Genomic DNA, 19,849 nt, shown 5'->3' on the forward strand with positions numbered 1-19,849 from the left:
ACTGAGTAAAGCTCCCTCATTGGCCATAATTGGAGCTGCCCATTGCGATTTTCTGCGGTACAGACTGCAGACCGGTTTCTGCCGGAGAAACTGACCCGCCAGCTCCATCCATGGCTCCTTCGCCTGGATGCTTTGCTCGACGGGACCAATCAGCATGCCGTAGCGCAGCGCGTTTCGTTGATTGCTTTCGGCATTCGTATTATCAGTGCAGCCATAGCTCTCCTATCGCAGGTCATATTCGCCCGCTGGATGGGGCAATTTGAATATGGAATTTTTGTTCTCGTATGGGTGACAGTCGTCATCCTTGGCAATCTTTCCTGTCTCGGCTTCCAGACCAGTATTATCCGCTATGTCCCGGAATATCTTGAGAGCAACCAGCTAAATCGCCTGCGCGGTATCCTGTTTACCAGCAAGATATTTGCCATATCGATGACGACCTTTCTGGCGCTTGCCGCCGCGGCAGGCATTTATCACTTCCGCGATGCGCTGGAAGCTTACTATGTCACGCCCTTCCTGCTTGGATTTGTTTGTCTTCCGATGATCGCCCTCGGCGATACGCTTGACGGCACAGCACGCTCACGCTCATGGGTTCTGGTTGCCCTCACCCCAACCTATATCGTCAGGCCGGTCCTGACCCTCATCATCATGAGCATTGCCCATGCGGCCGGCTTTACGCCCACAGCTATTATCGCCGTGATCTGCTCAATTATCGCGACCTATCTTACAACGCTGGTTCAATTGCTCGTGGTCAATAACCGGTTCAAGTCTGTTATTCCTCCTGGAAACAGGTCCATTCGTTTCGGCGAATGGTTCACAGTCTCGCTACCTATCTTCCTTGTTGAGGGCTTTTTCTTTCTTCTCACCAATGCGGACGTGCTGATGGTCGGGCGGTTCATGGAGCCTGACAAGGTCGCCACCTATTTTGCCACTGTGAAACTTCTGGCTCTCGTGCACTTTGTCTATTTCTCGGTAAAAGCCGGTGCCGCGCAGCGATATTCCGAACTGATCCATACAACCGACCACGCCCAACTGGCTGCATTTGCAAGAGACACGGCGCGCTGGACATTTTGGCCCTCTCTTGCAATGGCGCTGGTGCTGCTTTTGCTGGGCAAACCACTGCTCTATCTGTTCGGTGACGAATTCACGGAGGGCTATCCCCTCCTTTTCATCATGGTTATCGGTGTGGTTGCCCGGGCGTCGGTTGGGCCGGCTGAAAGCCTGCTGAACATGGCCGGAAAGCAAAAAATCTGTGCTGCGGTTTATGCTCTCACACTGATTGTTAATATCTGTCTCAGCATTGTGCTCATCCCGGCCTATGGTTTGACCGGAGCCGCATGCGCCACCGCTTTTTCAATGGTATTTGAAGCTGTGACCTTAACGCTGACTGTTTACAAACGTCTGAACATTACGATGTTCGTTTTTGCCGGCAGGGTAATCGAGAAACCTGCCAAGGAAGAAGTCTGATGGCCGCGATCCCGCTCCTTGAAGAACTGGCCGGTGGTCCTTCTGCGCATATCATTGCGCAGTTGTCGGGCATGGATTCTTCGCGCGATGCGACAAAGCAGTTCGAGGAAACTCTTAGCACGCACGCCATTCCCCGCAAGCTTTCCATCTATTCGGCTTCCGCCGGTTTTGAACTCCTTGATGAGCTGGAATATCTCACCTACCGGACGATCGAGCCAAACATCTTTTTCAATCCTCGGTTTCTGGCGCCCGCCATGCCACGCCTCGATGACAGGCAGGTCCGGTTCATGGTTATGCGCGACGAGAACGACATCAAAAGCCGCCTGCGCTTCCTGATGCCCTACACGATAGAGCGCCCAGGCTTTGCTTTTTCAGGTTCGATCTTGCGCGCTTGGGCGACGCCGTTTGGACCACAGGGAACGCCTTTGATCGATCGCGACGACCCCGTTGGCGTTCTGAATGATCTCTTCGATATGCTGGGTCGCAAACATCTGAAACTACCGGAAATCCTGGTTTTCCCGGATATGTTGCTCGACCGCCCGGTGGCGCAGCTTATCCGTTCAATAGCCATGGAACGGAACCTGCCACTGGTCACGACGCACCAGATGGAACGTCCCGCAATTGAAAGTACCAAAGAGGGGGCCGAATATTTACGCGAAGCCATTGGCGCAAAACATACCAAGGAGTACCGCCGGCTCTGGCGGCGTCTCTCAGAAAAAGGCGCCCTCACTTACGTCGTCAGCCGTAGCGAAGAGGATATAAGACACAAACTCGAGGATTTCCTGGCACTGGAAGCCAGTGGCTGGAAGGGACAGCGCGGCTCGGCGATGGCCGTAGACCGGTTCCGTGCGGCCTTTGCACGTGAGGCCGTCAACAATCTTGCTGCACGTGATCTGGCTCGCATCCATACGCTGGAATTGGATGGCAAAGTAATCGCGGTGCTGATCGTGTTCATCGAAGCGGGCGACGCGTGGACTTGGAAAACCGCCTATGATGAGCGTTTGTCGAGTTTCTCACCGGGTGTTCTTTTGATGATTGAAGTGCTGAAGAATCATTTGGAAGATCCCAATATTGACCGGACTGATTCTTGCGCCGTGCCGGATCACCCCGTTGCGTCTCGTCTTTTCCAGGAGCGGGAGAAAATCGGAACTCTGGTCATCGGCCTTACCCCGCAAGCAGATCGCGCCACCCGGCAGGCGGCTTCGCAGATCCACCTTTACCGGCGCACCCAGAATATTGCCCGCCTCATGCGCGAGCGCTTGCGCAATTTGACCGGACGAAACTAGACCCTTTCTTGCTTATGCTTGGCATAGCCCAGATTTATCAGATGGCGCATGACATCGGCCGGAACATCAGCATCTGAAAACTGGTCATGATATGCTCCCGTATGCTCGAAGGGGTTTTCAGATACGTGGTCCCCATTGTTTTCGGCATCCGACCCCAACAGCACATAAGCAGCATGCCCGGCGCTCTGCAGTGTAAACCCGCAATAGTCGGCAATGTCTGCGGCGATCTTCTCGGGATACTGCAGCAAGTCTTCCTGTCTTATTGCAAGGTGATCAACCCGATCTTTCCATGAAAGCCAGGCTTCAATGGAATTCACCCACCGTTTGAAACCTGGGCCGGGATCTTTCTCTATAGTCTTGCGCAACATGCTGGCGACAACGTCGCGCCCATCACGATAAATGTAGATAATTTTGGCATTAGGAAAATGGGCTTTGACAGCGTCAACGTGGAAAACATAATCCGACCACTTGTCTCCCCAACGCCAAGCATCACGCCTGCCATAGACCGAGTGCAAGGCTGCCGAATAACCTTGCTCCGCCTCCAAACCTGTCAGCTCGATTTTATAGTGCCAGAACTGCAGCCAAAGGTTTTTCTCCACTTGAGCACGTTTGTTTTCAAGCCATTCAGCCAATGAAAACTGCTCTTGCCAAGCGGGCCACGCAAACAATGCCCATTCATTGGAAATCATCATTCCATTATCGTTCAAAATCCGAACAATGGCGGTCGTACCACTTCTTTGACACCCGCAAACTATTATCGGGCTGCCTTCAGCATGTTCATTCATTAATCTTCCCCAATTTAGATTTATTTTCTACAGGATCGGAAGAACTCACAATACAGATCACGACAAAATAGCCCCCAACACATTGATTTAATATTGTATCTTCTCGCCCTTGAGAAATTTGATCGAGCAAAAGACAGCGCGGTGGCGCCGCCCTGAGAAAACATCTCAACTGAAATCCGTTTCACACACGGCCCATCACGCGCTAAACAGACGACTACCGCTGATCAATTGGAATGAAGCCTATGACCGATACAGTTACCGACCGCTTTCTTCGCTATGTCGTGATCGACACCCAGTCGGATGCCAGTTCTTCAACACAGCCCACGACCCAGAAGCAGCTTGATCTTGGCCGCATACTTGTCGCTGAACTGCTCGAAATTGGCCTGACCGACGCCCATCTGGACGAACATGGTTATGTCTATGCAACCATCCCCTCCAATGTCGACAAGGACGTGCCGGTCATTTGTTTCTGTTCGCACATGGATACGGCGCCCGATTTCACAGGGACAAATGTGAAGCCCCAACATGTGCTGAATTATCAAGGCGGGGACATTCAGCTGACCGGAGATACGCAGCAGATCATTCGCGTGAAAGATCATCCTGTCCTGCTTGATCAGATTGGCAACGACATCATCACAACCGACGGCACCACTTTGCTTGGAGCCGACGACAAAGCCGGTCTCGCCGAGATCATGACGGCTGCGCAAATCCTCATGGATAATCCCGACATCAAACATGGCACCATTCGCATCCTGTTTACGCCGGATGAGGAAGTAGGGCGCGGCGCTGACAAGGTTAACCTTGAAAAGCTCGGTGCGCAATTTGCCTATACTGTCGACGGTGAAACCGCCGGACATATTGAAGATGAGACATTCTCGGCAGATGGCGTTGAGATCACCATTCAGGGTGTCGCAATCCATCCGGGTTTTGCCAAGGACAAGATGGAAAACGCCATCAAAATCGCCAGCGCGATTATTGCCGCTTTACCCAAGAATATTGCCCCCGAAACGACTGAAGGCCGCGAAGGTTTTATTCATCCCGTCAATATTACGGGTTCCATGGAAAAGGCCACGCTCGCCCTTATCATCCGTGACTTTAACGATGAGGGTCTGGCGGTAAAGGAAGCCATGCTGGAAGATCTGGTCAAGAAAGTGATCTCCGATTTCCCCGGCTCTTCTTACAAATTCACTGTGAAACAGCAGTATCGCAATATGAAAGCGATTCTCGACCGGAACCCCGAGATCGTGGAAAACGCAATCGAAGCGATTCGGCGCGCGGGCATGGAACCCGTGCGAGGTAGTATAAGAGGTGGCACGGATGGCTCGAGACTATCCTATATGGGCCTTCCTTGCGCAAACCTCTTTGCCGGCGGCCATGCCTTTCACTCGCCGCTAGAATGGATCAGCAGGCAGGACATGGAAAAAGCGGTCAAAACAATCGTGGAACTTGCCAGGATATTGGAAGAGCGCGCGTGAGGATGGCTCATCGCTTCATGCGTCCGCGTTGCCCACAAGTGGGCTAACGGTAATCTCATTGAACATTCCTCAATTAAGTTTCTATAGAGTTCGGAGGAAACACATTGGGGGGGGAAATGATCGTCTGTGGAGTTGACTTAAAATCAAGTGAAGCGCGGCTAGTTTTGGTCTCGGTGGAGAACAACGACCCACATCTCATACCGTGTAAAACAAAGAAGCTCACTTTAGGAGACGATAAAGACAGCAGCGCTATCAAGTCGTTCCTTCAAGCCATAAAAACCTTTGCCCACGAAAACGGTGTCGCTGTCTTTGCAATTAAAGCGAGAGCGAAAGGCGGGCAAATGGGTGGAGGAGCTATATCATTTAAAATTGAAACACTCTTTCAGCTTTCAGATTGTGACGTGGTGTTTGTCAACGCTACCGCGCTGTCAAAATTTTCAAAGACAAACTTGGGAGGGATTCCAGACGGCGTACTAAAGTACCAATACGATGCCTACCGTTGCGGAGTGTTCCAGCTCGCCAAAGCCGGAAGATTATAATGGCTCTGGATTTTTCGCTTTTGCCGGAGTCCATCAGGCAAAAAGCCGAGGAGCTGACCAAAAATATAGAATTCAAACTGATGAACGACAAGGGAGCCAACGGTCATGTGCTGATCGGCTACAACACGCTCCTAAAGCGCGATGTCGTTGTAAAGTTCTACTATTGGGGTAACGGAGATCATGCAGAACCCGCCGTACTCGCTCAACTCGAATCCGATCACATTCTTAAGGTATATCATGCTGAAAGCATCAATAAAAACGATGCGTTTTTTATGACGCAGTATTGCGCGTCTGGTGACTTAGACGACGCCTTGAAGAGTCGAAAATTTGGGACTGTTGAGGCGATTGATGTACTGAGCCAGATTGCAGGCGGGGCAAGCTTTTTGCATGGGAATGGCTACCTACACCGTGACTTGAAGCCTGCAAATATCTTTTGTTTGTCCAAGGACAAGTTCGTAATTGGAGATTTTGGTTCTGTTGTCGTCCAGAACGACGAGGGCTACGCAAAAACACTAACCCGACATTCGCTTCTTTATCGCCCACCTGAAGAGCTCGAAGAGAAACGGTCGTATCGTGAAGGGGATATATATCAGCTGGGGATGATTTTTTATCAACTCTTAGGTGGTCACCTGCCCTACGAAGAACGTGCATGGCTTTCTGAAAAAGAGGCCATAAAATATGACGGCCTCGGCGGTTGGGAACAGCAAAATTATGCCACGTCGATCATCGAATCAAAAATTGTTCGAGATCGTGTCGTTAATCGCTCAACGCTTCCCGCATGGGTACCGGCTGGTCTTAAAACGGTGGTTAGAAGATGCTGCGCTACCAAACGCGAAGACCGTTATTCGTCAGTCGCAGATCTGGTAGTACAATTAAATAATTTGAGAAGTACAGTTCCCGAATGGCACGTTGGCGAAAATCCCATACTACATCGGGGCAAGAGACGGTTTCGTATCGTCCCACACAAAGGCAGCTATGTCATTGAAAAGTGTATTGGCGCTCAATGGAGAAAGGACCGGACTTTCTTACCAGAGACTTTGTTTGATGCAGTCAAATTCGCAGAGCAGCTTTAATCCTCTACTCTATTGAGTCCTAGACAAGCCTACATCATACTTTGGTGTCCGCCGTGAGCCACGTATGGATGCTCAACGCCCTGCTTAAATGATGTCGTGAAAAGCCTTGGTGCCCCTTGCCGGAATCGAACCAGCACTCCTTGCGGAACCTGATTTTGAGTCAGGCGCGTCTACCAATTCCGCCAAAGGGGCCGCCAAAAAGCGTCGGAGATGAGCGAACTCAACTCCGTGAAAGCCAAATACATGCAGAGGGCACCTTCGGTCAACAGCAATAAAAGCTTTTATCGCGGATAACACACTCGTGTGTTGCCCCTGCCCGCGGTCAAAGCTAGAGGCGGGTGCAAGAATACCTGCCAGCGAGGTTGCGAAAATTGATCGTCCCGATTCCATTTGGCGAATGTTTGCTCTAAGAGACCTTGCATATTTACTCCAGGCGGGAACCGATAATGCTGCGCAGACTGTATGATTGGACAATGTCACTGGCCGCGCGCAAGTCGGCTGAAGCATGGCTTGCGGTCATTGCCTTTGTCGAAAGCTCTGTTTTCCTCGTTCCCGCAGACGTGCTTTATCTGCCGATGGCCCTTGCCCGTCCCGAACGGGCCTATCGCTATGCGCTGGTTGCCACTATTGCCTCTGTGCTTGGCGGAATAGCCGGCTGGATGCTGGGCTTTTATGCTTATGAAACCCTCGCCAAGCCGATACTTGAAATGTATGGCAAGCTTGATGCCTTTGAGGCCATGCGCGGCTCCACCAGCGCTGACGCGATCCTGCTCCTGCTTGTAACATCGGGACTTGCTCACCTGCCTCCCATCAAGATAGTCACCATTCTTTCAGGCGCGGCGGGTATCAACATCTGGCTGTTCATCGTCTCGGCAATTATCGCACGCGGTGCGCGCTTCTTCTTTCTCGCATGGCTTTTGCGCCGTTACGGCGAACCGATCCGCGATTTTATCGAAAAACGCCTCGGACTCATTGCCGGTGCAGCGGCACTCATCCTGATTCTGCTCTACGCCGTGTTCCATTATCTTCATCTGTAGTTGCGTCAATTCAAGAGGACCACCGCCGTCATGATCAATACCAAACCCCATTTGAAGACCGCACTTTTTCTGCTGCTGGCCATGATTGTCACAGTCGGCTCGGCATTGGGTTTTCAACATATTGGCGGCTATCTCCCCTGCAAGCTATGCCTTGAGCAGCGCTATCCCTATTATGCGGGCATCCCCCTGATGGTGCTGGCGGTTGCTTCATCATCCCTGAAATGGCCCGCAGGTCTGACGCGATTGCTTCTGGCTCTGGGCGGCCTGCTCATGCTCATTGGCCTTGGTCTTGCAATATTTCATGCGGGCGTGGAGTGGAAATTCTGGGCGGGCCCAACTGATTGCACGGCGGTGGCAATGTCGATCACAACGGACGCAGGCAGCCTTCTAAGCGATATGAATTCTGTTCGCCCGCCTGCATGCGATACCGCTGCTCTGCGCGTTCTCGGCCTGTCCTTTGCTGGCTGGAATGCCATTGCAAGCTTGGTTCTGATGATCGTAGCATTTCGCGGCGCAGCGAAATCCTAAATCTAATCCACAACGCAGAAACCTTCTGAAAATTCATCCCGATGAGTCAGGTGATGTGATTTTTGAGAACCGTAGCGCAGCGAACTCTCGGGTTCGTGAGCAACGGAAGCGCAGAAAATTGCAACAGATGGCCATCGGGGTGGATTGGCAGGAGGTTTCTACGGCTCCAGCTCGACATCCCAATAAAGATAATCCATCCAGCTTTCATGCAGATGGTTTGGCGGGAACATGCGGCCATTATTATGCAGATCGTGAACTGTCGGCGGATAAGGCTTTTGCCTCGGCCACATCTTGGCGCGATCCGGCATAAGGCCTCCCTTGCGTAGATTGCAGGGCGAACAGGCAGCGACAACATTTTCCCAAACTGTTTCGCCACCGGCGCAACGGGGGATGACATGGTCGAATGTCAGATCTTCTTCCGAACCGCAATATTGGCATTCGAAGCGATCGCGCAGGAAAACATTAAACCGCGTAAAAGCCGGGTTGCGCGACGGCTTGATATAGCTTTTCAGCGAAACGACACTTGGCAAACGCATCGCGAATGAAGGCGACGAGACTTCATGCTCGTATTCGGCCACGATATTCACACGGTCAAGAAAAACCGCCTTGATCGCGTCCTGCCAGGACCAAAGCGACAAGGGATAATAACTGAGCGGACGATAGTCCGCATTAAGTACCAGAGCCGGCAGTCCGTCCGGCGAGACGGCTATTGTCAAGGAATCAACTCCAATCCAACCATCAGGCCTTCATATTGTAAGCTTGACGTGACAGGAATGTGAAGCGAATTGCTGCGCGGCAGCAGAAAAAGCACCGTTATTTCAACTTCATGCGACGGGTGTAGCATCACGGCCACGGGTTGCGGCGTAGTAAGCCCAGAAAAGTCTGGCAGCCACACCCCGCCAAGGCGACCAGCGCTCGGCAAAAATCTTCAATGTTTTCGAATCCGGCCGCACTGATTCGCCATATGCATGCGCATAGGCATGTTGAAGCGCGACATCCCCTGCGGGAAAGACATCCGCATGACCGGCTGAAAAAAGCAGATAGACCTCGGCGGTCCATGGGCCAATCCCCTTGACGTTCGTCATCACCTGCATCGCCTCTTCGATGGGCCGCTCACAAAGGTCGAACAGGTCGAGTTCGCTGGCGATGATCGACTGGCTTATCCGGGCGAGCGTCGCCTGCTTGGCGCGGGAAAGACCCGCGATTCGCCACGCTTCCTCGCCTCCTGCCAGATAGTTTTCCGGCGTCAGCGGGTCGATAACGCCAATGAGGCGTTTCCATATAGAATCGGCGCTCGCCTTGGACACCTGCTGGGAAACGATGACCGATGCCAGGCTTTCAAAACCCGGCGCGGAGCGACGCAAAGGCAACGGTCCAGCCTTCTCCGCAACCACCGCCAGTTCGGGATGAGCGCGCAACAGGTCCGCAAGGCCTTCGGCAATATCGTCGAGTGTATCAATTCTGCGCATATGTCTTCATCCTTGCATGATCCGGCAAACACCGTATCAATGAGTGTGAACAACGCCAAGAATGTCCAGCGCGCATGACAGTTCCGGTTTTCAGATTCGCACCCAGTCCCAATGGCTCCCTTCATCTCGGCCATGCCTATTCCGCTCTTCTGAATCAACGGATGGCACAGAATATGGGTGGCCGGATGCTGCTCCGCATGGAGGATATAGATCGCGAACGCTGCACACCCGAACTTGAGCATTCAATGCTGGATGACTTGGAATGGATTGGCCTGACTTGGGAACAGCCTGTTCGCCGCCAGTCGGAACATTTTCCAATCTATCAGGAAGCTCTGGATCGCCTCGTCAAAATGGAACTTGTCTATCCGGCATTTCTTAGCCGCAGTGGTATCAAGCGGGAGATCGAGCGTTCCAACATGGATGATTGGCCGCGCGATCCGGACGGCGCGCCATTCTACCCTCCGATTGAACGCCTGCTTTCAAAGCGCGAACAGCAAACACGCATGGCAAGGGGAGACCCTTATGCCTGGCGCTTGAACATGGACCGCGCGCTTGAGGCGGCAGGAACGCAACTGATCTGGCATGAATTTGGTTCGCGTGAACACAAGGTCAATGCCCGGCCTCAGGACTGGGGCGACGTCATCATCGCCCGACGCGATATGCCCACCAGTTATCATCTCTCCGTCGTCATTGATGATGCTTTGCAAGGCATTACGCATGTAGTTCGTGGCAAGGATCTCTATCACGCCACCAGCGTTCACCGCCTGCTTCAACACCTCTTCGGCATTGAACCGCCGCTCTACCACCATCATAGGCTCGTTCTGGATAATGACGGCAACAAACTATCGAAAAGCCGCAGGGATACGTCCCTGCGATCTTTGCGTGAGCGAGGGGTAACACGTCAGGAGATATGTGATTTGATCGGTTTATGATCTATCGCATCTCACTTTGCGGGTATAAGTCAGTTGTCTCCTTCAATGATCCGGCTGTACCCCCAATGTCCGTACGCTTCCTTCCAGCCCTGTTCGTTCTTCTGTGGGCTACCGGCTTTATCGGCGCGCGCTACGCGATGCCCTATATGGAACCGTTTCTGTTTCTCATGGCACGCTTTGCCATTGCAGGCGCAATATTAGGCGTATGGGTTATTCTGGCGGGCAATAATTGGCCCGATAGGCGCGGAGCGATGCACGCAATCATCGCCGGCTGCCTGATCCATGGCGCTTATCTCGGAGCTGTGTTCTGGGCCATTCACAAGGGCTTGCCCGCTGGCATGTCTGCATTGGTCGTCGGCCTGCAACCCCTGATCACTGCGCTGATTGCGGGTGTAACGCTTGGCGAAAAAATACAGCCGCGCCACTGGGCGGGACTGGGTGTCGGCTTCATTGGCGTTGCCATGGTGCTTTGGCCGAAGCTTTCGATTTCTGCCGATGGTATTACCCCGGCAACTGTCGGCGCTTCGATCTTTTCGGTCATTGCCATCAGCATCGGCACCATCTGGCAGAAACGCTTTGTTGGCCAGATTGATTTAAAGGCAGGAACAACCTTGCAATATCTGGGTGCTATGGTGGTCATGGCAATCATGACATTGTTGTTCGAGACTCATGAAATCATCTGGTCAGGCTCACTGGTATTCGCCATGTTCTGGCTGGTCGTCGTTCTTTCCATCGGCGCGGTCCTGCTGCTGATGATCCTGATCAAACAAGGCGCAGTCTCGAAAGTCGCGTCGCTGTTTTATCTCGTGCCCGGCGTCACGGCCCTGATGGCCTATGTCCTTTTCGGAGAGACATTGACGTTATTTCAGCTGGTTGGCATGGCCATTGCCACGTTGGGCGTTGCGCTTTCTACCGCAGGTCAAAGCCGCCGCGCCACCCTTCCCTCGCGATAGATAATAATCGCAGCGTTTATTTCAGCTCCGATAATGAAGATGGCTGCGATTATATAAAGGAAAACAATAGCGGCCATAATCGAAGCAAGTCCCGCATAGGTCGAGATATAAGACGCAAATGTCTCCAGATAGCTGGCAAAGATCGTGGCCCCAATAGTCCAGGCAATCAGTGTAAGCAGAATGCCGGGCAAAATATCCACAAAACGCCTGTGCCCTGCTGGCAGCCAGAGATGAACCACAAGAAGGCCGATGATGAGCACGGCCGATGCAATGCAATAGCGCCAAAAACTGATCGTTCCCGATAGAAGATAAATTTCAGGATACCATTTCGAAGCAATCCGCATCGCCAGCGGGGCAAGCACCAGCAGAAAGCTGATCGCCATGATGCCGATGGTCGCGATGATCACATAGCCAAGACTTTGCAGACGGCAATAAATGATCGAGCGCGTATCCACCACACGATAAGCCCGGTTGAGCGCGACCCGCAAAGCTTCAATACCATTGGATGCAAAGTAGGCAGCGGCAATCACGCTGATTGTCAACAACCCGCCGCGCTGCACATTGAGAACATTGCTCACTTCCTGCTTGATTGGGTTGGCGATCACCTCCGGCCAGGTGTCGAATACGACATGCACTGCCGTCTCGGTAAAAGCACTTGCTCCGAGGAAACTCGCCAATGCCGTGGCAAAAATCAGAAACGGAAAAAGCGCCATGATTCCTGACAGCGCAACATGGCTCGCCAGTGCCCATCCATCATCCGTGCTGAAATGCCCCAGAGCGTCACCAAGAATACGCCGAAGAAAACCATATAGTTTACGCATCAATGCAGGTTTGCCCCCATGGTCATGTACGCGAGATTGCAAGGCACAAGCGAATATGTGAAGTGTTTTTTTGCGCAACCTATTGAATCGAAACCATGCCCCGTTCCAGAACGATTTTGATTACAGGATGTTCCAGCGGCATGGGCGCTTATTGTGCACGCGCCCTGAAGGCTGATGGCTGGACCGTTTTTGCTACTGCCCGCAAATTATCTGACATAGATGATCTTAAAGCGGAAGGCTTTTCGGCTCATTACCTTGACTATAGCGAGGCGCAATCCATCAGGGATACGGTCAGGGCTGTTCTTGAACAGACCGGCGGCACGCTCGACGCACTCTATAATAATGGCGCTTACGCGGTGCCCGGCGCTGTGGAGGATTTGCCGACAACGGCGTTACGCGAGCAATTTGAAGCAGCATTTTTTGGTTGGCATGAGTTGACGCAACTTATTGTTCCGGTGATGCGGCGGCAGGGTCATGGGCGAATTGTCCACTGTTCATCAATTCTCGGCTTGGTACCCATGAAACTGCGCGGAGCTTACGTCGCTTCGAAATTTGCACTCGAAGGGTTGATGACAACACAGCGGATGGAACTGGCTGGCTCCGGCATTCATGTATCGCTGCTCGAGCCGGGGTCGATCGAGTCCCATTTCAGGACCAACGCGGCGGCCCAAATAAGCAAATATATCGATATTGAAAAATCAGTGCATCGCGAGCAATACGAGAGAGAAATCGCCAAATTCTCACAGGCAAAGCCACCACGATTCGCACTTGGGCCAGATGCCATTTACAAGGTTCTGAAACACGCATTGGAAAATGAGCGTCCCAGACCCCATTATGTGGTGACGGTTCCAGCTAAGCTGGCAAGTTTTGCCAAAAGAATGCTATCGGCACGTGCGCTATATCGCATGCTTGCGAGCCAATCATGACAGGAGCAGACTGCAAGTCAGCCTGATAAGGAATAACATCATGGACATCATCTTCAAGTTTCTGGCAATTGTCGCCATTGCCGCCGTCGCTATCGTGCTTCTCGTCGGTCTGCGCAACATGATGAAGGGCGGCGATGCCAACTTCTCCAACAAGATGATGCAACTGCGTATTCTGCTGCAGCTCGTTGCCATCATCCTGATTGTTGGCGCCATCTACTTCCATCGCGCTGCAGGCTAGGGCGGATATAATGGTCAAGCTCAACAAGATTTATACGCGCACCGGCGATGATGGCACCACCGGCCTCAGCACTGGAGCGCGCCGTTTAAAGCATGACTTGCGCGTAGAGGCTTACGGCACTGTGGACGAGGCAAATTCCTTTGTTGGCCTCGCCCGATTGCATACGGAACGGGATTATCCCGAACTCGATGCCATGCTTTTTCGCATCCAGAATGATCTTTTCGATCTCGGGGCTGATCTTGCCACCCCGGATACGGGTGAAACTCTCGCCTACGAGCCTTTGCGCATCATCGATACCCAGGTTTCAAGAGTTGAAGCTGATATTGACCAACTGAACGAAAAGCTTGAGCCTTTGCGCTCCTTCGTGCTGCCGGGAGGCTCCCCTGCATCAGCCGCTTTGCATCTGGCGCGCACGGTTTCGCGCCGTGCAGAACGTCAAATGGTCGAGCTTTCTCAAAGGCCCGATGAGATCGTCACGCCCGCCGCATTGAAATACATCAACCGCGTTTCCGATTTCCTGTTTGTTGCGGCTCGGGTTGTCAATGACAATGGCGCGAAGGACGTGTTATGGGTGCCGGGTAAAAATCGCTGACAGGCCTGAGGCAGGAACCCGGAATTAATGTTCATTCCACTATATGACGCCAATCGCCTCAAATACATCAAACTACAATATGTTACGCTTTCACTCATTGTTTTGAATGTTATGATTTTTGGGCTTGTGGCCCTTTTCGATCCGGACACCCAAAAAGCCTCAATGATATTTGGCTACATCCCCGCCGTAGCGCAGGGTCTGGTTGTTCGTCCGCCGGAATATGACTTCATAGCTAGTGGATGGACCTACATCACCTATACGTTCATGCATGCCGACATCTACCATCTCGGCGGAAATATGCTGTTTCTCTGGGTCTTCGGCGACAATGTCGAAGATGCCATGGGGCATATAAAATTTCTGATCTTTTATTTTCTTTGCGGTGCCGCCGGTGCCTTAATGCACGGTTTTGTTTTTTCCGACTCTCATGGCCCGTTGATTGGCGCATCGGGAGCGATATTCGGGGTTGTCGCCGCTTATCTCATGCTTCACCCACGGGTCTGGGTTTGGGTCTTCGCCTTCGGACGCATTCCTTTGCCGCTTCCGGCAATCTATCTGCTTGCACTTTGGATCGTCGAACAGTTCTTGATGCTCTTCGTACATGGCGATGAACGCATCTCCTGGTCGGCCCATGTCGGCGGAATTATTTCGGGCGCATTGCTGGTCGGTATTCTCAAACGCTGGAGCATTCCGCTGTTTGATCGCACCATTGTCACACCTCGCGCCGTCGTGACCGAAGACAAGCAAAACAATGAGGCCTGAAGCCGCGGCTTCAAGGTAGCGAAGAACTGTCTAAATTGGGAATCTGCTGGAGGTTGTTTGTAGACAATACCAAAGCTTTGGCTCAAATTCACCACGCACATTGGTTTCGGTGCGCTTCCAGTGTCCACGTCACGTCTCTCGATATCCGGTAGAAAGACACCAATGTTTATTCCACTGCATGACGCCAACAGCTTAAAATACATCAAGCTGCAATATGTGACACTTTCGCTGATAGCGCTGAATGTCATCATTTTTGCGCTGACCAGCATTGCCGGAGATCATGCGGAAGCCACAATTATTGGACTTGGCTATATACCCGCCATTGTCCATGACCTTGCAGCTCTGCCTGCAGCCTATGATATTGTGCCGCCAAATGCCACTTACATCACCTACGCATTTCTCCATGCCGACATTTTCCACCTCGGCGGCAATATGCTGTTTCTCTGGGTATTTGGAGACAATATTGAAGACGCTCTCGGCCACGTAAAATTTTTGATCTTCTATCTTTTATGCGCGGCGGCGGGAGCTTTTCTCCATGGCGTCATTCTGCCGGATTCAGAAGCACCATTGATAGGCGCTTCCGGTGCGATAGCAGGTATCGTTGCTGCCTATCTTATACTCCATCCTCGCGTGAAAGTATGGGTTCTGGCCTTTGGACGAATTCCGCTGCGCATCCCGGCGATCTATCCACTCGTCCTTTGGGTTGCCCTGCAATTCGGTATGCTTTTGTGGGGTGGCGATGAGCAAATATCGTGGCCTGCGCATGTGGGCGGGATTATAGCAGGTGCATTGCTCATTCTCATTTTGAAGCGCCGCAATGTTCCGCTTTTTGACCGTGCCATAGTCTCTCCGCGTGCCGTCGTGGTCGAAAAAGAGCCAGCTATCGCCGCTACGCAAACCGAACCTGCGAAATGGGGCAGATAGACCCACATCATTCAATCGGTTGAAGTACAGATTGTCGCATAGCGCGCATTGACCTTTACGTCACTCATATTTACGGTCCCGCGCTGTTCAGACACAAACGTGTCGCTTTTTTCACCTCAATGTCGGCATCCGGCAAGCAGGTACTGTGATAGGACAGTTAAAGCTGTCATTTGAATGTTGAAGAGGGAGTCCCCATGAAAGTCCTCGTACCGGTAAAGCGGGTAGTCGATTACAACGTCAAGATCCGCGTCAAAGGTGACGGTTCAGGCGTTGAGCTTGCAAATGTGAAAATGTCGATGAATCCGTTCGACGAAATCGCGGTCGAGGAAGCGCTTCGTTTGAAGGAAGCCGGCAAGGTCGAGGAAGTTGTCGTCGTGTCGATTGGCCCGGCGCAGGCGCAGGAAACTTTGCGCACAGCACTCGCCATGGGTGCGGACCGTGCCATTCTGGTCAAGGTCGACGATATTGTCGAGCCGCTGGCCGTCGCCAAGATTTTGAAGGGCGTCGTTGAAGCCGAACAGCCGCAGCTCGTTATTCTTGGCAAGCAGGCAATCGATGACGATGCCAACCAGACCGGCCAGATGCTGTCAGCGTTGCTCGGTTGGAGCCAGGCCACCTTCGCCTCCAAGGTTGAACTTGGTGACAAGTCGGCCAAGGTAACACGCGAAGTCGATGGCGGCCTGCAGACCATTGAGGTCACTTTGCCGGCAATCGTCACCACCGATCTGCGTTTGAACCAGCCGCGTTATGCTTCGCTGCCCAATATCATGAAGGCTAAGAAGAAGCCTCTCGATGAGAAGTCAGCTGCTGATTACGGCGTTGACACTGCGCCGCGCCTCAAGGTCCTGAAGACTGAAGAGCCGGGTGGACGCAAGGCTGGTGTGAAGGTCAAGGACGTTGCGGAGCTTGTCTCCAAGCTGAAGAACGAAGCTGGCGTTCTTTAAGGAAAAGGATAAGGAATTCACCATGGCTATTCTTCTTTTTGCCGAACACGATAACGAGACCCTTTCCGACCAGACAGCCAAGGCTTTGACCGCAGCGCTCGCCATCGGTTCGGATGTGCATGTGCTGGTAGCCGGAAAAGGCGCCAAGGGCGTTGCAGATCAGGCTGCCAAGCTTGCGGGCGTCAAGAAGGTTTTGCTGGCCGATAGCGATGATCTGGCCAACCGCCTCGCCGAAGCTACCGCTGCATTGATCGTCTCGATTGCCGACGGCTATGACACGATCATCGCCGCTGCCACCACCAACGGCAAAAACATCTTGCCGCGCGTTGCAGCGCTGCTTGATGTCATGCAGGTGTCAGACATTATCGAAGTTATCTCGGCTGACACATTCAAGCGTCCGATCTATGCGGGCAATGCCTTGCAGACGGTGCAGGCCACCGATGCCAAGAAGGTTATCACGGTTCGCACGGCAACCTTTGCCGCTGCTGGCGAAGGCGGATCAGCCTCCGTCGAGACCATTTCGGCGGCTGCCAATCCTGGCCTTTCGACCTTTGTTGAAGCAAAGCTTTCCGGTGGCGATCGTCCTGAGTTGACCTCGGCGAAGATCATCATTTCCGGCGGACGTGCTCTTGGCTCCAACGAAAAGTTCAAGGAAGTGATCCTCCCGGTTGCTGACAAGCTCGGCGCTGCGGTTGGTGCTTCGCGTGCGGCTGTCGATGCTGGCTATGCACCGAATGACTGGCAGGTTGGACAAACAGGCAAGGTTGTCGCGCCTGACCTTTACATCGCCGTGGGCATTTCCGGCGCGATCCAGCATCTGGCCGGCATGAAGGACTCCAAGGTCATTGTTGCCATAAACAAGGACGAAGAAGCACCGATTTTCCAGGTTGCCGATTACGGCCTCGTTGGCGATCTCTTCGTTATCCTGCCGGAACTTGAAAAGGCGCTGTAAAAAAATATAGCCGCAAGTTTGAAATGATTTGCATGGCCGGGGTAGACGAAAGCTACCCCGGCCATTTACTTTGGTGCTAGGAAGTTTGCGCTTGAACAAACAAACGGATGGAAACATGGCTGGATCGATCAAGACTGTAGGCATTATCGGAGCGGGGCAAATGGGCAGCGGCATTGCTCATGTATGTGCCGTCGCCGGCTATGACGTTTTGATCCATGACCAGTCTGCCGAACAGCTGGAAAAGGCTATAGCCACCGTTAATGGCAATATGGCGCGGCAGGTTTCGCACGGCAAACTCGATGAGGCGGCACGCGAAAAAGCCATGGCGCATATCCGCCCTGCTCTGCGCATGGAGGATCTTTCCAGTGTCGATCTCGCCATCGAAGCGGCGACCGAGGATGAAACCGTCAAGCGCAAGATTTTTGCGCAGCTTTGTCCAAACCTCAATCCGGAGGCGATCCTCGCCACCAATACTTCATCGATTTCCATCACACGGCTCGCCGCAACAACCGATCGCCCGGAACGGTTTATTGGCATTCACTTCATGAATCCGGTGCCGGTGATGAAGCTGGTTGAACTCATTCGCGGTATCGCGACCGAGAACACCACCTTCGAAAGTGCGCGCGAATTCGTTACCAGCCTCGACAAGACCTTGACTGTCTCGGAAGATTTCCCGGCCTTCATCGTTAACCGCATCCTGCTGCCGATGATCAACGAAGCCATCTACGTTCTTTACGAAGGTGTCGGCTCTGTGGATGCCATTGATACAGCCATGAAGCTCGGCGCAAATCACCCGATGGGCCCACTGCAACTGGCTGATTTCATCGGCCTTGATACATGCCTTTCGATCATGCAGGTCTTGCATGATGGTCTGGCGGATTCGAAGTATCGACCCTGCCCGCTTCTCGTCAAATATGTCGAGGCCGGTTGGCTTGGCCGCAAGACCGGTCGCGGCTTTTATGATTATCGCGGGGAAAATCCCGTTCCGACACGCTGATCATGCCCGCATGAAATTATCCCATGGATAGCCAACAGGACGCGGAATATTCTGCCGGAACAAAGCGGCTATCCACCATTCTTGTTGAGCTTGGGGACACAGACGCGACCAGAATTTCCTTCGACGACATTCTCGTCGCCTTGTCGGAACGCAGCTTTGGCGCCTTGCTCATCCTGTTTTCCGCATTAAATCTGATTCCACTACCGCCGGGTTCATCCACCATATTCGGCATTCCACTGGTTCTGCTTTCCATCCAAATGTTGATTGGCTTCGAGAAGCCGTGGTTTCCGGCCTTTCTGCGGCGCAAATCAATGCGGATAGAAACCTATCGTTCCGGGATCGCCAGACTGGAAAGCGTTCTTACACGTTTTGAGCGGCTTGCCCGTCCGCGTTATTGGCTCTTGCCGCAAATTATCGTCGAACGGGTCGTCAGTATCGTTGCGCTTTCAATGTCCCTGATCGTCATTTTGCCGATTCCGCTTATTAACCAGATACCGGCATTGAGCATAATCCTGCTGGCAATTGGTCTTGGCGAACAGGACGGCGTATGGTTGGGAACAGGATTTCTTGTTGCGGCCCTGGCAGCTGGAATTGCTATCGGGCTCGGCGCCTCTGTAGGTTTGGCCGCGCTGCATATTTTTGGTTGAGAATGACAGAACAGAAAAACATATCCATTTACGTCGATGCAGATGCCTGCCCGGTAAAAGCAGAAATTTATCGTGTTGCGGAAAGATATGGCGTCAAGGTTTTCGTCGTGTCCAATTCCATGATGGCAATCCCGCGCGATCCGATGATCGAGCGGGTCATTGTCAGCGACGGTTTTGACGCCGCCGATGACTGGATTGCCGAGCGGGTCTCCCGGGGCGATGTGGTCGTCACTGCCGATATTCCACTTGCAAGCCGCTGCGTAAAAGCTGGTGCAGACGCCATTTCCCCAACGGGTCGGGCATTTACCGAGGCATCCATCGGCAATACCCTGGCAACGCGTAACCTCATGGATGAACTGCGTTCGGCGGGCCAGATCACGGGTGGACCGCGACCATTTTCACCAAAAGATCGTTCCTCCTTTCTTTCTGCGCTTGATCTCGCTATTGTGCGGTTGAAACGTGCGGGCTTCACCTCCTGAAGGGTAAGTGGATGGGAGCTATGCGTTTC

At 52.8% G+C, this 19,849-nt stretch carries 23 protein-coding genes and 1 tRNA gene; 19 read left to right on the forward strand and 5 right to left on the reverse strand.

All coding sequences use genetic code 11. The features are described from left to right. Positions 1 to 42 precede the first annotated feature (42 nt). Both AC6CHM_RS12050 and bspF read left to right on the forward strand, forming a co-directional pair. The gene (locus AC6CHM_RS12050; RefSeq protein WP_115055446.1) at positions 43 to 1,464 is read left to right on the forward strand and encodes a lipopolysaccharide biosynthesis protein; all 1,422 of its coding nucleotides are present in this window, start codon (positions 43 to 45) and stop codon (positions 1,462 to 1,464) included. Further along, complete coding sequence (bspF, locus tag AC6CHM_RS12055; protein WP_498173321.1) at positions 1,464 to 2,750, forward strand: type IV secretion system effector crotonyl transferase BspF; 1,287 nt, start codon at positions 1,464 to 1,466, stop codon at positions 2,748 to 2,750. The genes AC6CHM_RS12050 and bspF overlap by 1 nt, the downstream gene beginning before the upstream one ends. On the opposite strand, the gene AC6CHM_RS12060 is transcribed toward bspF, so the two are convergent. Beyond that, entirely contained in the window at positions 2,747 to 3,535 is a 789-nt protein-coding gene (locus AC6CHM_RS12060; protein WP_336442357.1) for a sulfotransferase family protein, read from the reverse strand. The genes bspF and AC6CHM_RS12060 overlap by 4 nt on opposite strands. Positions 3,536 to 3,777: 242 nt before the next feature. On the opposite strand from AC6CHM_RS12060, the gene pepT reads away from it, so the two are divergent. The 3 genes from pepT to AC6CHM_RS12075 all read left to right on the forward strand — a co-directional run bounded on the left by pepT (position 3,778) and on the right by AC6CHM_RS12075 (position 6,622). Then, positions 3,778 to 5,010, forward strand: a complete 1,233-nt coding sequence (gene pepT / locus AC6CHM_RS12065; protein WP_498173322.1) for a peptidase T — start codon at positions 3,778 to 3,780, stop codon at positions 5,008 to 5,010. 116 nt (positions 5,011 to 5,126) lie between these two features. Further along, positions 5,127 to 5,549, forward strand: coding sequence for a DUF3010 family protein (locus AC6CHM_RS12070; protein WP_115055455.1), 423 nt, complete (start codon positions 5,127 to 5,129; stop codon positions 5,547 to 5,549). After that, entirely contained in the window at positions 5,549 to 6,622 is a 1,074-nt protein-coding gene (locus AC6CHM_RS12075; RefSeq protein WP_498173323.1) for a serine/threonine protein kinase, read from the forward strand. The genes AC6CHM_RS12070 and AC6CHM_RS12075 overlap by 1 nt, the downstream gene beginning before the upstream one ends. A 107-nt stretch (positions 6,623 to 6,729) precedes the next feature. On the opposite strand, the gene AC6CHM_RS12080 is transcribed toward AC6CHM_RS12075, so the two are convergent. After that, positions 6,730 to 6,814: transfer RNA gene (locus AC6CHM_RS12080), tRNA-Leu, on the reverse strand. 254 nt (positions 6,815 to 7,068) lie between these two features. Here AC6CHM_RS12080 and AC6CHM_RS12085 point away from each other — a divergent pair. After that, positions 7,069 to 7,659, forward strand: a complete 591-nt coding sequence (locus tag AC6CHM_RS12085; RefSeq protein WP_115055459.1) for a YqaA family protein — start codon at positions 7,069 to 7,071, stop codon at positions 7,657 to 7,659. A 30-nt stretch (positions 7,660 to 7,689) separates the two neighbouring features. Beyond that, on the forward strand, positions 7,690 to 8,187 hold the full coding sequence (locus AC6CHM_RS12090) for a disulfide bond formation protein B (protein ID WP_115055461.1): 498 nt from the start codon (positions 7,690 to 7,692) through the stop codon (positions 8,185 to 8,187). 158 nt (positions 8,188 to 8,345) lie between these two features. Here the strand turns inward: AC6CHM_RS12090 and AC6CHM_RS12095 are convergent, their stop codons facing one another. Both AC6CHM_RS12095 and AC6CHM_RS12100 read right to left on the reverse strand, forming a co-directional pair. Next, the gene (locus AC6CHM_RS12095; protein ID WP_008127884.1) at positions 8,346 to 8,903 is read right to left on the reverse strand and encodes an HNH endonuclease; all 558 of its coding nucleotides are present in this window, start codon (positions 8,901 to 8,903) and stop codon (positions 8,346 to 8,348) included. A gap of 108 nt (positions 8,904 to 9,011) precedes the next feature. Continuing rightward, the gene (locus AC6CHM_RS12100; RefSeq protein ID WP_498173325.1) at positions 9,012 to 9,656 is read right to left on the reverse strand and encodes a DNA-3-methyladenine glycosylase family protein; all 645 of its coding nucleotides are present in this window, start codon (positions 9,654 to 9,656) and stop codon (positions 9,012 to 9,014) included. Between the two features lie 74 nt (positions 9,657 to 9,730). Between AC6CHM_RS12100 and gluQRS the strand changes: the two genes are divergently transcribed. Both gluQRS and AC6CHM_RS12110 read left to right on the forward strand, forming a co-directional pair. Beyond that, entirely contained in the window at positions 9,731 to 10,588 is an 858-nt protein-coding gene (gene gluQRS / locus AC6CHM_RS12105; protein ID WP_498173327.1) for a tRNA glutamyl-Q(34) synthetase GluQRS, read from the forward strand. Between the two features lie 65 nt (positions 10,589 to 10,653). Then, positions 10,654 to 11,541 (forward strand): DMT family transporter, encoded by an 888-nt coding sequence (locus AC6CHM_RS12110; protein WP_498173669.1) that lies wholly within the window; start codon positions 10,654 to 10,656, stop codon positions 11,539 to 11,541. Here AC6CHM_RS12110 and AC6CHM_RS12115 read toward each other — a convergent pair. Then, entirely contained in the window at positions 11,508 to 12,362 is an 855-nt protein-coding gene (locus AC6CHM_RS12115) for a YihY/virulence factor BrkB family protein (protein WP_115055466.1), read from the reverse strand. The genes AC6CHM_RS12110 and AC6CHM_RS12115 overlap by 34 nt on opposite strands. A gap of 95 nt (positions 12,363 to 12,457) precedes the next feature. On the opposite strand from AC6CHM_RS12115, the gene AC6CHM_RS12120 reads away from it, so the two are divergent. The 10 genes from AC6CHM_RS12120 to AC6CHM_RS12165 all read left to right on the forward strand — a co-directional run bounded on the left by AC6CHM_RS12120 (position 12,458) and on the right by AC6CHM_RS12165 (position 19,820). Continuing rightward, on the forward strand, positions 12,458 to 13,288 hold the full coding sequence (locus tag AC6CHM_RS12120; protein ID WP_336442350.1) for an SDR family oxidoreductase: 831 nt from the start codon (positions 12,458 to 12,460) through the stop codon (positions 13,286 to 13,288). Between the two features lie 40 nt (positions 13,289 to 13,328). After that, complete coding sequence (locus tag AC6CHM_RS12125; RefSeq protein WP_307280322.1) at positions 13,329 to 13,526, forward strand: twin transmembrane helix small protein; 198 nt, start codon at positions 13,329 to 13,331, stop codon at positions 13,524 to 13,526. 10 nt (positions 13,527 to 13,536) lie between these two features. Continuing rightward, complete coding sequence (locus AC6CHM_RS12130) at positions 13,537 to 14,118, forward strand: cob(I)yrinic acid a,c-diamide adenosyltransferase (RefSeq protein ID WP_307280325.1); 582 nt, start codon at positions 13,537 to 13,539, stop codon at positions 14,116 to 14,118. Between the two features lie 27 nt (positions 14,119 to 14,145). Next, positions 14,146 to 14,877, forward strand: a complete 732-nt coding sequence (locus tag AC6CHM_RS12135; RefSeq protein WP_498173329.1) for a rhomboid family intramembrane serine protease — start codon at positions 14,146 to 14,148, stop codon at positions 14,875 to 14,877. A 162-nt stretch (positions 14,878 to 15,039) separates the two neighbouring features. Then, positions 15,040 to 15,801, forward strand: coding sequence for a rhomboid family intramembrane serine protease (locus tag AC6CHM_RS12140; protein ID WP_115055476.1), 762 nt, complete (start codon positions 15,040 to 15,042; stop codon positions 15,799 to 15,801). Between the two features lie 194 nt (positions 15,802 to 15,995). Then, positions 15,996 to 16,745, forward strand: coding sequence for an electron transfer flavoprotein subunit beta/FixA family protein (locus tag AC6CHM_RS12145; RefSeq protein ID WP_307280332.1), 750 nt, complete (start codon positions 15,996 to 15,998; stop codon positions 16,743 to 16,745). A 22-nt stretch (positions 16,746 to 16,767) separates the two neighbouring features. Next, positions 16,768 to 17,697, forward strand: a complete 930-nt coding sequence (locus AC6CHM_RS12150; RefSeq protein ID WP_115055481.1) for an FAD-binding protein — start codon at positions 16,768 to 16,770, stop codon at positions 17,695 to 17,697. 115 nt (positions 17,698 to 17,812) lie between these two features. Next, positions 17,813 to 18,694: a 3-hydroxybutyryl-CoA dehydrogenase gene (locus AC6CHM_RS12155; protein WP_115055577.1), complete on the forward strand. Its 882-nt coding sequence runs from the start codon at positions 17,813 to 17,815 to the stop codon at positions 18,692 to 18,694. A gap of 23 nt (positions 18,695 to 18,717) precedes the next feature. Beyond that, on the forward strand, positions 18,718 to 19,341 hold the full coding sequence (locus AC6CHM_RS12160; protein ID WP_115055483.1) for an exopolysaccharide biosynthesis protein: 624 nt from the start codon (positions 18,718 to 18,720) through the stop codon (positions 19,339 to 19,341). 2 nt (positions 19,342 to 19,343) lie between these two features. After that, a complete protein-coding gene (locus AC6CHM_RS12165) occupies positions 19,344 to 19,820 on the forward strand; it encodes a YaiI/YqxD family protein (RefSeq protein WP_440810906.1) in 477 nt (158 codons plus the stop codon). Positions 19,821 to 19,849: the final 29 nt, after the last annotated feature.

This window comes from Phyllobacterium sp. GQ127, assembly GCF_059758635.1.